We start from the raw sequence: 15,731 nt of genomic DNA on the forward strand, positions 1-15,731 counted from the left end.
ACTTTAAGGAGAAACTATGAAAAAACTAACTGCACTTACTTCTGCTGTATTATTAGGTTTGGCTGTTTCTGGCTCTGCTTCTGCACAAGACACAATCGCTTTGGCAGTATCTACATTAGATAACCCATTTTTTGTAACGTTAAAAGATGGCGCACAGAAAAAAGCGGATGAATTAGGTTATAAGTTAGTGGTGCTTGATTCACAAAATGACCCAGCTAAAGAATTAGCTAATGTTGAAGATTTAACTGTGCGTGGTGCAAAAATATTATTGATCAATCCAACTGATTCTGAAGCAGTTGGCAACGCAGTGGCGATTGCAAACCGTAAGCATATTCCAGTAATTACATTAGATCGTGGCGCAGCTAAAGGAAACGTAGTGAGCCATATTGCATCTGACAATATCGCAGGTGGTAAAATGGCAGGTGATTTTATCGCACAGAAATTAGGCGATAATGCCAAGGTGATTCAACTTGAAGGTATTGCGGGAACATCTGCAGCACGCGAACGAGGCAAGGGTTTCAAACAAGCTATTGATGCTCATAAATTCAATGTGCTTGCCAGTCAGCCAGCAGATTTTGATCGAACAAAAGGTTTGAATGTAACGGAAAATTTGTTGGCATCTAAAGGTGATGTTCAAGCAATTTTTGCGCAAAATGATGAAATGGCATTAGGTGCATTGCGTGCGGTGAAAGCAGCAAATAAAAAAGTCCTTATCGTAGGTTTTGATGGTACCGATGATGGAGTAAAAGCTGTAAAAAGTGGCAAAATGGCGGCAACTATCGCACAACAACCCGAGCTTATTGGTTCATTAGGTGTTGTTACCGCTGATAAAATCTTAAAGGGCGAAAAAGTTGAAGCGAAAATTCCAGTAGATTTGAAAGTAATAAGCGAATAATCTATCTACTGAATAAGCTCGTTATATAACATTATGGGGCAAATTATATTTGTCCCATTGTGTAGAAAGAAAAAATATAACAATACAGGATAAAATAATGAGAAAAACCCTCACGGTTCTCGGTAGTATCAATGCTGATCACGTTATTTCTGTGCCTTACTTTGCTAAACCCGGTGAAACGCTAACTGGTCAAAATTATCAAATTGCCTATGGTGGCAAAGGTGCCAATCAAGCAGTGGCGACTGCTCGCTTAGGGGCAAAGGTAGCGTTCATTAGTTGTATTGGATCAGATAGCATTGGCGAAACAATGAAAAATGCCTTTGCGCAAGAAGGAATTGATACAACCCATATTAATACTGTTTCACAGGAAATGACAGGAATGGCATTTATTCAAGTTGCCCAATCGGGCGAGAACAGTATTGTGCTGGCTAGCGGTGCAAATGCACATTTAGGTGAAATGGTTGTTCGTCAAAGTGAGGCGCAAATTGCACAATCGGATTGCTTATTAATGCAATTAGAAACCCCACTTTCTGGTGTGGAGCTGGCTGCTCAAATCGCTAAGAAAAATGGTGTTAAGGTTGTGCTAAATCCTGCTCCAGCGCAGATTTTATCGGACGAATTATTGAGTTTGATTGATATTATTACACCAAATGAAACAGAAGCTGAAATCTTGACGGGGGTAACGGTAACCGACGAGCAAAGTGCGGTGAAAGCTGCGAGTGTTTTTCACGATAAAGGTATTGAAACCGTGATGATTACCCTTGGTGCGAAAGGCGTGTTTGTCAGTCGAAAAGGTAAAAGCCGCATCATTAAGGGCTTTTGTGTGCAAGCAATAGATACTACCGCAGCTGGTGATACATTTAATGGCGGTTTTGTTACGGCTTTATTGGAAGAAAAATCCTTTGATGAAGCCATTCGTTTTGGGCAAGCTGCCGCTGCGATTAGTGTGACGAGAAAAGGGGCTCAATCCTCTATTCCAACGCGTCAAGAAACTTTAGATTTTCTTGAATACGCTTAAAGTGCGGTGAATTTTTAGGGTGTTTTTATGGCGACAATGAAAGATATTGCACGACTGGCGCAAGTTTCGACTTCTACAGTTTCACATGTCATTAATGGATCGCGTTTTGTTAGCGATGAAATTCGTGAGAAAGTGATGCGTATTGTCGCTGAACTGAATTACACCCCCTCAGCTGTTGCACGAAGTCTTAAGGTGCGCGAAACCAAAACTATCGGGCTACTTGTCACCGCAACAAATAATCCATTCTTTGCAGAAGTGATGGCTGGCGTGGAGCAATATTGTCAGCAGCATCAATATAATCTTATTATTGCTGCCACTGGTGGCGATGCCAAACGCCTACAACAAAATCTGCAAACTCTAATGCACAAACAAGTGGATGGTTTGCTTTTGATGTGTGGTGATAGCCGCTTTCAGGCTGATATAGAGTTAGCCATTTCGCTGCCACTCGTTGTGATGGACTGGTGGTTTACTGAGTTAAATGCAGATAAAATACTCGAAAATTCAGCACTTGGTGGCTATTTGGCGACAAAAGCATTAATCGATGCAGGACATCGTAAAATTGGCATTATTACGGGAAATCTCAAAAAATCTGTCGCACAAAATCGTTTGCAAGGTTATAAAAATGCGCTGTCGGAAGCAAAAATTGCGTTAAATCCTCATTGGATTGTCGAAAGTCATTTTGACTTTGAAGGCGGTGCCCTTGGTATACAATCTTTACTTACTCAATCTTCACGTCCAACAGCAGTTTTTTGTTGTAGTGATACTATTGCTGTTGGTGCATACCAAGCTATTCAGCAACAAGGCTTACGTATTCCGCAAGATCTTTCAATTATGGGCTATGATGACATTGAATTGGCTCGTTATCTCTCACCTCCCCTTTCCACCATTTGCCAACCGAAAGCTGAACTTGGCAAACTTGCTGTAGAAGCACTATTGCAACGAATTAAAAATCCTAATGAAAATTACCGCACTTTAGTGTTAGAGCCGACCTGTATTTTGAGAGGATCAATTTCTACCCCTTCAAACATATAAATAAAATAAGAATAACTCAATTTCCTTATTGCTATTTTCAAAAAAACTGCTATTTTTTTGCGGTTTTTTTGTTTATTTAACCCACTGTTTAATTTAGGAATAAAATCTTATGGAAGAAAACAAACCTGTTGATCCTTATGCGAAATATAACGAACAATCGAATATTATCGCGAAAATAATTTTTGCTAGTCGCTGGTTGCAAGTGCCGATTTATTTGGGCTTGATTGTAACCCTTGCAATCTACTCTTATAAATTTATCAAAGGCTTATGGGAGTTAGTGATTAATGTCAATGAGATGGATTCCAATACAATTATGTTAGGTGTGTTGAATTTAATTGATGTTGTAATGATCGCTAACTTGCTTGTGATGGTAACCATTGGCGGTTATGAAATCTTTGTCTCTAAATTGCGTACGCGTAATCATCCTGATCAACCTGAATGGATGAGCCACGTAAATGCCACCGTGTTGAAAGTTAAACTTTCTATGTCTATTATCGGCATTTCATCTATCCATATGCTGCAAACCTTTGTGAATGCAAGCAATATGCCTGAAAAAACGATGATGTGGCAGTTATTGTTGCACTTGGGCTTTTTAGTGTCGGCAATTGCTTTGGCTTATACGGACAAAATTTTGTATAGCACGAGCCATAAAACGCATTAAAAATTTACCGCACTTTTAACCCCGTTCAAATTGAACGGGGTTTTATATATCATATAGTTATAATTTAATTTTTTAGTATGATACGCAGTCTAGAATGGGAAAGCTTAAATAAGATGCTAATCAAATAGAAATTAATCTTCTAAATCTAGAGGCTCTTGCGAAAGTATAATTCCTGTCAGATCTGCGTAAATATAATCTTCTGGGAAAAAGGTTACGCCACCAAAATTCACAGGGATATCACTTTCTCCAATACTGCTTTCATCTACACTAACTGGAATTGGCGCAAGGGCATGAATACCAATATCGAGGTTTTCTAATTGCTGAATTTGGCGTACTGCACCATATACAATAATGCCCTCCCAACCATTATCAACAGCAAGCTGAGCCAATTCCGCATCAATCAAACCACGGCGTACCGCACCACCGCCATCAACGACAAGCACTCGACCTTCGCCGTTTTCTTCTAATACTTCAGCAATTAATCCATTACTTTCAAAGCATTTTACCGTAGTGACTTTACCGTAAAAATGACTTACGCCACCAAAACTTGAAAAAATTGGCTCCACGACATCCACTTGTTCTGCATAAAGATCGCAAAGTTCTGAAGTATCAATAAACATAACTTTCCCCTATAGATTGTTGAAATTTTGTTTGCTTTAGTATATGCCGATTTAGCCGATAAGCAAGCCTAAACTAAACAAGATATTGATTAATAACGAAATCATAGACATTTGAGCCAACATTGGACGCAATTCACTTGGCTGCTGACTGCGATAAACAAAGATCGCATGTTTAGCTAACAATGGCATTGCCAATACAAATAAATAATTTGTCCAAGAAATGGCTGTTGCCACCGCAAATGCTAAATAACATAGAGCAGCCACACTTAATAAAATACAATGATGAACACGCCCTTTATACGCACCTAAACGAACAGCTAAGGTATTTTTGCCAGCTTTCGCATCCTGTTCAATATCGCGTAAATTATTGATATTTAATACCGCACTTGCCAATAAACCAGAACCCATAGCAGGCAAAATAATGTGGCTATCAATACTGTGAGTTTGCAAATAATAAGTGCCGCCAACGCCAAGCAAACCAAAAAATACCAATACAGAAATATCGCCCAATCCCATATAGCCATAAGGTTTTGCGCCAACCGTATAAGTAATGGCAGCAACAATAGCTAAAATGCCAAGCCCAGCGAAAGCGAATAAATCGGAGAGGCTTTGATAAGCGATTCCAATCAAGAAACTTCCTGAAAGAAAACTTGCCACCACCATTAGAATTAATCCCCATTTCAGTTCTTTTGCTGAAATGGCTCCTTTTTGAATGCCACGTAATGGCCCAATACGCTCTTCAGTATCTGAACCTTTTTGATGATCCCCATAATCATTGGCAAAATTAGAAAGTACCTGTAATAAAATTGTCGTGAGTAAACAAAGCACCATTACAAGCCCATTAAAACCTTGTGGATTCGCCCAATAACCTAATGCCGAACCAGTGAAAATCGATGCCAACGCTAAGGGCAAAGTTTTTGGTCGAGCCGTTTCCCACCACATTTTCAATTTTTCATTTGTCATTTTTTTTGACCGCACTTTTGATTACAATAGACCGCGTATTCTACACTAAGACACCCAATTTATGAATGATTTAACCTTATCGCCCATCGCCATTATCCACACGCCTTATAAAGAAAAATTCTCCGTACCACGCCAACCCAATTTAGTTGAAGACGGAGTCGGCATTATAGAACTCTTACCGCCTTATAATTCGCCTGAAGCTGTGAGAGGATTGGAACAATTCAGTCACCTTTGGTTAATTTTTCAGTTCGACCAAATCCAACAAGGAAAATGGCAACCCACCGTACGCCCTCCGCGGTTAGGCGGTAATCAACGCGTTGGCGTGTTTGCTTCACGCGCAACTCATCGCCCAAATCCTCTCGGTTTATCCAAAGTCGAATTACGTCAAGTAGAATGCATCAACGGTAACGTATTTCTCCATTTAGGTGCGGTGGATTTAGTGGATGGCACGCCGATTTTCGATATCAAACCCTATATTGCCTATGCGGATAGTGAGCCAAATGCGCAATCGAGCTTTGCCCAAGAAAAACCACCAGCAAAACTGACAGTTGAATTTACCGAACAAGCCAAAAGTGCGGTAAAAAAACGAGAAGAAAAACGACCGCACTTAAGTCGTTTCATTCGCCAAGTGCTAGAGCAAGATCCGCGCCCAGCCTATCAACAAGGTAAACCGAGTGATCGTATTTATGGAACGAGTTTGTACGAATTTAATGTGAAATGGCGAATTAAAGCGGGTACGCTTGATTGCGTAGAAGTAATTGAAATAGAAAAAGACAAATAGATGGAATAGATAAGGCAGGGAACCCCTACCTTAGTCAATTTAAATGCCCTATTTTAAGAAAAACTGCCCTTTAGCTAATTTATAGATTGTCATTAAAACTAATAAGCCAATCATTACATTTGAGAAAACAAAGACAAAAATAGACACGCCTTGTAAAACATCGCTGTGATAAAAAACAGTCGCGCTATTTGCCATAGACGCCAATCCGAATGAAAATCCCCATAAACCAACATTAAGCCCTTTTTCTACAATCCAAGGGAATAATCGCAATAAGAAAAATAATTGCAAAAACCCATATCCCCAAAGAATTTTAGCTAAAGTATCTACTTCGCCGTGATTGATCGATAAATAAGCAGATACACACACAAACGCAGGTGCTAAAACAATCCCCATTGTGGCTCTAAATTGTGGCTCAAGAGATGAAATACGTAAATGTTGTAATAATACAGGTTCAAAAATAATCCAAGCAATCATTCCTGCGCCAAAGAATAAATGGCCTAAATCATGATAGCCAAGTAATGCTAGTGAACTTGCACTGGTGAAATTTGCAGCTACCGCAGGCAAATAAAACGGAGGATGAGTAGATTTTTGCTCAAATACACCACCTTGCCATAATTCACTGACACGTAATATTGAGAAAAGTAATTGACCAATCGTTCCAATCCAAATTAAAACTTCAGCAATTAAAGGATTCCAACGATAAAGAATATCGCCTACCAACATAGTTGTAATAGGAATCAATGCAATAAAGGAAAAACGAACTGGGCTATGATACTCTGCACGAACTTCCTCAAAGTAATAACGAAGTTTATACGCATACATTAAAATAAATAAAATCCAGACCGCACTTGCTACAATGCCAAGAACATCACTTACCATTCGCGCAGCAGGAAATAAGTTTTCTAAATGAAACCAAGCTAAAGATAAGGCTGCCAAACCAAGAGGAATACCGAAATATCCTGTTGGAAGAGGAAAAGGCTTTGTTATATTCATAGTATGATCCTTATTTTGAAAAATATGAGCAAAGTGTAACATAACTATCAACAACAGACTTTTCTAAAAGTCTCAAATTTTTGTGAATTTCTATGAAGAAACATACTTGTTGTTCTGGCATAAAACCTCTACCCATTTTCATAAAAATAAAAAACCCGAACTTTCATTCGGGTTTTCTCATACAGGGAATTAATTATTCCGCATCATCTGCCATGTTAAGCATTTCAGCTAAGTTCGCACTTGCATCATCTGCAGTCATAACAAATTCATCAGCGATAGCAGCTTCATCTTCTTCAGATAATTTCGCTACGACATCATCAACTAAGCGATGTTTGTGACGATTTTGATGATACGCAAAACCTGTACCCGCAGGAATTAATCGACCTACTATTACGTTCTCTTTCAAGCCACGTAATTCATCACGTTTACCTGCCACTGCTGCTTCGGTAAGAACACGAGTAGTTTCTTGGAACGATGCGGCAGAGATGAAGGATTCAGTCGCAAGAGACGCTTTGGTGATACCCAATAATTCACGTTCAAATTCAACTGGTGGTTTACCTTCTGCTTCACGTTGGCGATTAACAATTTTCACGCGAGCCACTTCGACTTGTTCTCCCTCAAGGAATTCTGAGTCGTAAGATTTAGTAATTACCGCTTTACGTAACATTTGACGAACGATAACTTCGATATGTTTATCGTTGATTTTTACCCCTTGTAAGCGGTAAACATCTTGCACTTCGTTCACGATGTATTCAGTTACTGCACGCACGCCACGTAAACGTAAAATGTCGTGTGGTGTTTCAGCACCATCAGAAATTACATCGCCACGTTGTACCATTTCGCCTTCAAATACGTTGAGCTGACGCCATTTTGGAATCATTTCTTCGTAAGTTTCGCCTTCCGCAGGAGTAATTAATAAACGGCGTTTACCTTTGGTTTCTTTACCGAAAGACACGATACCAGAAATTTCAGCCAAGATAGCGGGTTCTTTTGGTTTACGTGCTTCAAATAAATCCGCAACGCGTGGTAGACCACCAGTAATATCTTTAGTACCCACAGATTCTTGTGGAATACGTGCTAATGGTTCCCCTACTTTCACTGCTGCGCCATCATCTAAACTTACGATTGATTTACCCGGTAAGAAGTACTGTGCAAGAACATCAGTTTCAGGTAAGAAAATATCGTTGCCATTTGCATCAACCAATTTAATAGTTGGACGTAAATCTTTACCCGCAGTTGCACGTTCCCCTACATCTTGAACGACGATTGATGATAAACCTGTTAATTCATCAGTTTGACGAGTCACAGTTAATCCATCAATAATGTCTACAAATTTCACAAAACCAGATACTTCAGAGACAACTGGCATTGTGTGTGGATCCCAATTTGCGATAGTTTCGCCAGCTGTTACAGCTTGACCGTCACCTTTACTTAACACCGCACCGTAAGGCACTTTATAGTGTTCTTTAGTACGACCAAATGCATCGGTAATAGTTAATTCCGTGTTACGAGAAGTTAATACTAGTTTTCCTTCATCGTTAGTGACGAATTTTGCATTCATTAAATGCACCGTACCAGTGTTTTTAATTTGCACACTAGATTCTTTCGCTGCCGCAGATGCCGCACCACCAATATGGAACGTACGCATTGTTAGCTGTGTACCCGGCTCACCGATAGATTGAGCGGCAATAACGCCCACCGCTTCGCCTTGGTTAATTAAATGACCACGAGCAAGATCACGACCGTAACATTTCGCACACACGCCAAAGTTAGTATTACAAGTTACAACAGAACGTACTTTTACGCTGTCCACAGAGTTTGCATCCAACACATCACAGAGTTTTTCATCTAATAACGTGTTACGAGGAATTAATACTTCTTCTGTACCTGGTTTTAAAATATCTTCTGCAGCAACACGACCTAATACTAATTCACGAAGTGGCACTTTTTCATCTCCACCTTCGATTAATGGAGTCATTACTAAGCCTTCGTGCGTACCACAGTCATCTTCTACAATCACTAAATCTTGTGCTACATCAACTAAACGACGAGTTAAGTAACCAGAGTTCGCTGTTTTTAATGCGGTATCCGCCAAACCTTTACGCGCACCGTGGGTTGAAATAAAGTACTGTAATACGTTCAAACCTTCACGGAAGTTCGCTGTAATTGGGGTTTCGATGATCGAGCCATCTGGACGTGCCATCAAACCACGCATACCAGCTAACTGACGAATCTGCGCTGCAGAACCACGCGCACCAGAATCCGCCATCATAAAGATACTGTTAAAGGATGCTTGTTTTTCAGGATTACCTTCGCAATTGATGACTTCTTCTTGAGATAAGTTTTCCATCATCGCTTTCGCTACGCGCTCATTCGCCGCAGCCCAAATATCGATTACTTTATTATAGCGTTCGCCTGCAGTCACAAGACCTGATTGGAATTGTTCTTGGATCTCTGCCACTTCTTCTTCCGCCGCAGAAATAATTTCATATTTCTTCGCTGGAATTTCCATATCATCAATACCAACTGATGAACCAGAACGTGCCGCATACGCAAAACCGGTATACATAATTTGGTCAGCAAACATTACCGCTTCTTTTAAACCTAAACGACGATATGCTTCGTTAATCAGTTTAGAAATAGCTTTTTTACCTAATGTTTGGTTAAACAATGAATAAGGCATACCTTTTGGTGCAATCATCCATAAAATCGCACGACCGATAGTTGTATCAGTCAGCGTGGTTTTCGCATCAAATTCGCCAGCTTCATTTTTCACATATTCAGTAATACGTACTTTAACGCGAGAATGTAATTCTGCTTCACCAGTACGATATGCTTTTTCAGCTTCGCGAGGATCTTGCAATAACATACCTTCGCCTTTACCGTTCACTTTTTCGCGGGTCATATAATAAAGACCTAATACCACGTCTTGTGATGGAACGATAATTGGATCACCGTTTGCTGGTGAAAGCACGTTGTTAGTGGACATCATCAACGCACGAGCTTCTAATTGCGCTTCAAGGGTTAATGGAACATGTACCGCCATTTGGTCACCATCGAAGTCCGCGTTAAACGCTGCACAAACAAGTGGGTGTAATTGAATCGCTTTACCTTCGATTAAGATTGGTTCAAAGGCTTGGATACCCAAACGGTGAAGTGTTGGCGCACGGTTCAATAGAATTGGGTGTTCACGAATAACTTCTGCAAGAATATCCCAAACGATCGCATCTTCACGCTCAACCATTTTCTTCGCCGCTTTGATTGTCGTTGCATAACCACGGCTTTCTAATTTAGCGTAGATAAACGGACGGAATAATTCCAAGGCCATTTTCTTCGGCAAACCACATTGGTGTAAGTGCAAGTATGGGCCAACAGTGATTACTGAACGACCAGAATAATCAACACGTTTACCTAATAAGTTTTGACGGAAACGACCTTGTTTACCTTTGATCATATCCGCTAATGATTTTAATGGACGACGGTTAGAGCCCGTAATTGCACGACCACGACGACCATTATCTAATAAGGCATCAACAGATTCTTGTAACATACGTTTTTCGTTACGCACAATAATATCTGGCGCAATTAAATCTAATAAACGTTTTAAACGGTTGTTACGGTTGATCACACGACGATATAAATCGTTCAGATCTGAAGTCGCAAAACGACCACCATCAAGTGGTACTAATGGACGTAAATCTGGTGGAAGAACTGGCAATACCGTCATAACCATCCATTCTGGCTTATTACCAGATTGAACAAATGCTTCTAATAATTTCAAGCGTTTAGTGATTTTTTTACGTTTAGTTTCAGAGTTAGTTTCTTGTAATTCTTCACGTAATTTTTCACATTCAGCTTCAAGATCCATACCTTTTAATAGATCTTGGATGGCTTCAGCACCCATTTTCGCTTCAAATTCATCTTGCCAACGATCTTCAGCGTCAAGATATTGTTCTTCAGTTAATAATTGACCGCGCTCTAAATCCGTCATACCTGGTTCGGTCACGATGTACATTTCAAAGTAAAGTACACGTTCGATATCACGCAATGGCATATCTAAAAGTAAACCGATACGAGATGGTAACGATTTTAAGAACCAAATATGCGCAACTGGCGATGCAAGTTCAATGTGACCCATACGTTCACGACGAACTTTAGTTTGGGTAACTTCAACACCACATTTTTCACAAATCACACCACGGTGTTTTAAACGTTTATATTTACCACATAAACATTCGTAATCTTTTACAGGCCCGAAGATACGCGCACAGAAAAGCCCATCACGTTCAGGTTTGAACGTACGGTAGTTAATGGTTTCAGGTTTTTTCACTTCACCAAATGACCAAGAACGGATCATATCAGGGGAAGCTAACCCAATTTTAATCACATCAAAATCTTCACTGGTTTTTGACTGTGCTTTTAAAAACTTAACTAAGTCTTTCACAAATGTTCTCCTGTCGGAGTTAAAGGTTTAAAGTGCGGTTAAAAAATCTCGGAGAATTTTGACCGCACTTCGGCGATTTATTGTTTCGTCATTCTTTCTCTTCGCTCCCCCTGTTTACGGGGGGAGCTGCCGCAGGCTGAGGGGGGAATTGCCCCCTTCCGCCCTTCGGACACCTTCCCCCGCAAGCAGGGGAAGGCAAGAATGAAATTACTCTTCATCTAACTCGATATTTAAACCAAGTGAGCGGATTTCTTTCATAATTACGTTGAAAGATTCTGGTGTGCCTGGATCCATATGTTGGTTGCCACTTACGATATTTTTATACATCTTCGTACGACCATTCACATCATCGGATTTCACAGTTAGCATTTCTTGTAAGGTGTAGGCTGCACCATATGCTTCAAGAGCCCATACCTCCATCTCACCGAAACGCTGACCACCAAATTGCGCTTTACCACCCAATGGCTGTTGTGTAACAAGGCTATAAGAACCTGTTGAACGAGCGTGCATTTTATCATCAACTAAGTGGTTCAATTTGAGCATGTACATATAACCCACGGTTACTGGACGTTCAAATTTCTCGCCAGTACGACCATCGTAAAGGGTAATTTGACCTGAAGTTGGTAATCCACCAAGTTTTAATAGCTCTTTGATTTCCGCTTCGTCTGCACCATCGAACACCGGCGTTGCAACTGGTAAGCCCTTACGTAAATTTCCCGCTAAACGCAATACTTCTTCATCAGTAAAGGTGCTTAAATCCACTTTTTGTGAACCATTACCTAATAAATCGTATGCTTTTTGGATATAGCTACGTAATTTTTCCACTTCTTGTTTTTGTTTAAGCATTGCATTGATTTGATCACCAATACCTTTTGCTGCTAAACCTAAGTGAGTTTCAAGGATCTGACCGATGTTCATACGAGACGGTACGCCCAGTGGGTTTAATACGATTTCAACTGGCTGACCATTTTCATCGTATGGCATATCTTCAACTGGGTTAATTTTTGAGATAACACCTTTGTTACCGTGACGACCCGCCATTTTATCGCCTGGTTGGATTTGACGTTTCACTGCAAGGTAAACTTTAACCACTTTTAATACGCCCGGTGCAAGATCATCGCCTTTAATGATTTTCTTACGTTTCACTTCAAGTTTATGTTCAAACTCTTTACGAAGTTCTTCGTATTGCTCAGCAAGCTGTTCTAATTGATTTTGTTTTTCTTCATCTGCAATGGTTTGTTCTAACCATTTAGTACGCTCTACTTTATCTAATTGCACTGCATCAGCACCACTAGAAATAAGAAGATTACGCACACGAGCAAATAAACCAGCTTCTAAAATCTCTAACTCTTCAGTTAAATCTTTTTTCGCTTCACGAAGTTGCATTTCTTCGATTTCTAATGCACGTTTATCTTTTTCTACGCCATCACGAGTGAAGACTTGAACATCAATAACCGTACCTGATGTACCATTTGGCACGCGTAATGAAGAATCTTTCACATCAGAAGCTTTTTCCCCAAAGATTGCACGTAAAAGTTTTTCTTCTGGGGTTAATTGCGTTTCGCCTTTAGGGGTTACTTTACCTACTAAGATGTCGCCACCTTTAACCTCAGCACCGACATAAACGATACCAGATTCATCAAGTTTACTTAATGCAGACTCCCCTACGTTTGGAATATCTGCCGTAATTTCTTCTGAACCTAATTTAGTATCACGGGCAACACAAGATAACTCTTGAATGTGAATTGTAGTAAAACGGTCTTGTTGAACAACACGTTCAGAAACTAACATTGAGTCTTCAAAGTTATAACCATTCCAAGGCATAAACGCCACACGAATGTTTTGACCTAATGCAAGTTCCCCTAAATCCGTTGAAGGGCCATCTGCTAATACTTCGCCACGATTAATTGGATCGCCTAAATTCACACAAGGAATTTGGTTAATACAAGTATTTTGGTTAGAGCGGGTATATTTGATTAAGTTATAAATATCAATACCTGCTTCGCCTGCAATGGTTTCGTCTTCATTTACTTTAATCACGATACGAGACGCATCGACGTACTGAACTGTACCACCACGTTTTGCAACAACCGCAACACCTGAGTCAAGTGCAATTGGTTTTTCCATACCTGTACCAACTAATGGTTTGTCCGCACGTAATGTTGGAACTGCTTGACGTTGCATGTTCGCCCCCATCAACGCACGGTTCGCATCGTCATGCTCAAGGAATGGAATTAATGCAGCCGCAACAGATACTACTTGTTGTGTCGAAACGTCCATATAGTGAATATCTTCAGGTTTATATAAACCAGATTCGCCACGTTCGCCACGAGCAGTAACAAATGCATCTGTAAAGCGGTTATTTTCGTCTAAGTTTGAGTTTGCCTGTGCGATGATATAGTTTGCTTCATCAATTGCAGATAAATATTCAATTTCTTCAGTAACTTGACCATCAACCACTTTACGATATGGTGTTTCTAAGAAACCATAATCATTAGTACGTGCAAACGCAGAAAGTGAGTTGATCAAACCGATGTTTGGACCTTCAGGGGTTTCAATCGGACATAAACGACCATAGTGAGTATTATGTACGTCACGCACTTCAAAGCCTGCGCGCTCACGCGTTAAACCACCCGGACCTAATGCAGAAATACGACGTTTGTGTGTCACTTCTGACAATGGGTTGTTTTGATCCATAAATTGCGAAAGCTGTGAAGAACCAAAGAATTCTTTTACTGCCGCAGAAATCGGTTTCGGGTTAATTAAGTCTTGTGGCGTGATTGCATCTAAATCGCCTAAAGATAGACGTTCTTTGACCGCTCTTTCAACACGCACTAAACCGATACGGAATTGGTTTTCAGCCATTTCGCCCACGCTACGGATACGACGGTTACCCAAATGGTCAATATCGTCTACTTCGCCACGACCATTACGGATGTCAATCAATTTACGCATTACCGCAATAATATCTTTATTGCTTAAAATACCTGCACCTTCCCCTTCTGGAAAAGCTAAAGAACGGTTAAATTTCATACGACCTACTGCAGATAAATCATAACGTTCTGCAGAGAAGAATAAATTATTGAATAACGCTTCTGAAGATTCTGGTGTTGGCGGCTCGCCCGGACGCATCATACGATAAATTTCGTAAAGCGCACTGGTTTTATCATAAGTAGGATCGACACGTAGCGTTTCAGAAATATATGGGCCATAATCTAAATCGTTAGTAAATAGAGTTTCGATCGTGGTGTAACCAGCTTGTGCTAATTTTGCGAGGGTTTCTAACGAAATTTCGCCATTTGCAGGACAAATAATTTCGCCAGACTCTAAATCAACATAATCTTTAGATGCAACTTTACCTAAAATATATTCAGAAGGCACAACCACTTGTGAGATATTATCTTTTTCTAATGCTTTGATATGACGTGCGGTAATACGACGACCACGTTCAACATAAACTTTGCCATTTGCTTCAATATCAAAAGAAGCTGTTTCACCACGTAAACGTTCTGGCACTAAAGTCATTAATAATTTATCGCTAGCGATCTCAAAGGTAATTTTATCAAAGAATAGATTTAAGATTTCTTCAGTGGTGTAACCTAATGCACGAAGAATGATTGTTGCCGGTAATTTACGGCGACGGTCAATACGTGCAAATAAGTTATCTTTTGGATCAAATTCAAAATCTAACCAAGAACCACGGTAAGGAATAATACGTGCGTTATAAAGCACTTTACCTGAAGAATGGGTCTTACCTTTGTCAGAATCGAAGAATACGCCTGGACTACGGTGTAATTGTGAAACGATAACACGCTCGGTACCATTAATTACGAAAGTACCGTTATCCGTCATTAATGGGATTTCCCCCATATAAACTTCATTTTCTTTAATATCTTTAACTGCGCGTGAAGAAGATTCTTTATCGTAGCTCACTAAACGTAATTTTACACGTAAGCCTGCTGCATAAGTTGATCCACGAATTTGGCACTCACGTACATCAAATTCAGGTTCTTCTAAACGATAATCTACATATTGTAATTCTGTGTAGCCATTATTGCTTACAATAGGGAATACAGAACGGAATGCCGCTTCTAAACCTTGCTGACCTTCAGGATCTTTTTGAATAAATTTATCAAAAGAATCCAACTGAATGGTTAATAAATAAGGAACATTTAAAACTTGCGGACGTTTACCGAAATCTTTACGAATTCGTTTTTTTTCAGAATAGGAGTAACCCATTGGTTTTCCTCTGCTAACTGTTCAGTGACCTAGCCACAAACTAACTGTGACGTGAATGACCGTTAAAATGACCGCACTCTGAACC

At 40.0% G+C, this 15,731-nt stretch carries 10 protein-coding genes; 5 read left to right on the forward strand and 5 right to left on the reverse strand.

Annotated elements, in window-relative coordinates; all coding sequences use genetic code 11:
* The first annotated feature begins 16 nt into the window (after positions 1-16).
* The 4 genes from rbsB (at position 17) to DQN24_RS01380 (ending at position 3,606) form a co-directional block, all read left to right on the forward strand.
* A complete protein-coding gene (gene rbsB, locus DQN24_RS01365) occupies positions 17-895 on the forward strand; it encodes a ribose ABC transporter substrate-binding protein RbsB (RefSeq protein WP_050837866.1) in 879 nt (292 codons plus the stop codon).
* Positions 896-992: 97 nt separating this feature from the next.
* On the forward strand, positions 993-1,913 hold the full coding sequence (gene rbsK, locus DQN24_RS01370) for a ribokinase (protein ID WP_111695280.1): 921 nt from the start codon (positions 993-995) through the stop codon (positions 1,911-1,913).
* A gap of 27 nt (positions 1,914-1,940) precedes the next feature.
* Positions 1,941-2,945: a substrate-binding domain-containing protein gene (locus DQN24_RS01375; protein WP_050837864.1), complete on the forward strand. Its 1,005-nt coding sequence runs from the start codon at positions 1,941-1,943 to the stop codon at positions 2,943-2,945.
* A 109-nt stretch (positions 2,946-3,054) separates the two neighbouring features.
* Positions 3,055-3,606, forward strand: a complete 552-nt coding sequence (locus tag DQN24_RS01380) for a TIGR00645 family protein (RefSeq protein ID WP_050837863.1) — start codon at positions 3,055-3,057, stop codon at positions 3,604-3,606.
* A 131-nt stretch (positions 3,607-3,737) separates the two neighbouring features.
* Here the strand turns inward: DQN24_RS01380 and rraA are convergent, their stop codons facing one another.
* Positions 3,738-4,226 carry a ribonuclease E activity regulator RraA gene (rraA, locus tag DQN24_RS01385; protein ID WP_111695281.1) on the reverse strand — a complete coding sequence of 163 codons (489 nt, stop codon included), beginning with the start codon at positions 4,224-4,226 and terminating at the stop codon, positions 3,738-3,740.
* A 51-nt stretch (positions 4,227-4,277) separates the two neighbouring features.
* Positions 4,278-5,189 (reverse strand): 1,4-dihydroxy-2-naphthoate octaprenyltransferase, encoded by a 912-nt coding sequence (gene menA, locus DQN24_RS01390; RefSeq protein WP_111695282.1) that lies wholly within the window; start codon positions 5,187-5,189, stop codon positions 4,278-4,280.
* 61 nt (positions 5,190-5,250) lie between these two features.
* Between menA and tsaA the strand changes: the two genes are divergently transcribed.
* A complete protein-coding gene (tsaA, locus tag DQN24_RS01395) occupies positions 5,251-5,970 on the forward strand; it encodes a tRNA (N6-threonylcarbamoyladenosine(37)-N6)-methyltransferase TrmO (RefSeq protein WP_111695283.1) in 720 nt (239 codons plus the stop codon).
* A gap of 48 nt (positions 5,971-6,018) precedes the next feature.
* On the opposite strand, the gene tehA is transcribed toward tsaA, so the two are convergent.
* From tehA to rpoB, 3 genes are all read right to left on the reverse strand, one after another.
* A complete protein-coding gene (tehA, locus tag DQN24_RS01400; RefSeq protein WP_172453969.1) occupies positions 6,019-6,963 on the reverse strand; it encodes a dicarboxylate transporter/tellurite-resistance protein TehA in 945 nt (314 codons plus the stop codon).
* 193 nt (positions 6,964-7,156) lie between these two features.
* Positions 7,157-11,407 carry a DNA-directed RNA polymerase subunit beta' gene (gene rpoC, locus DQN24_RS01405; RefSeq protein ID WP_111695285.1) on the reverse strand — a complete coding sequence of 1,417 codons (4,251 nt, stop codon included), beginning with the start codon at positions 11,405-11,407 and terminating at the stop codon, positions 7,157-7,159.
* 207 nt (positions 11,408-11,614) lie between these two features.
* Positions 11,615-15,646, reverse strand: a complete 4,032-nt coding sequence (rpoB, locus tag DQN24_RS01415; protein WP_111695286.1) for a DNA-directed RNA polymerase subunit beta — start codon at positions 15,644-15,646, stop codon at positions 11,615-11,617.
* Positions 15,647-15,731: the final 85 nt, after the last annotated feature.

The sequence above is a fragment of the Haemophilus influenzae genome, assembly GCF_900475755.1.
Lineage (GTDB): Bacteria > Pseudomonadota > Gammaproteobacteria > Enterobacterales > Pasteurellaceae > Haemophilus > Haemophilus influenzae_D.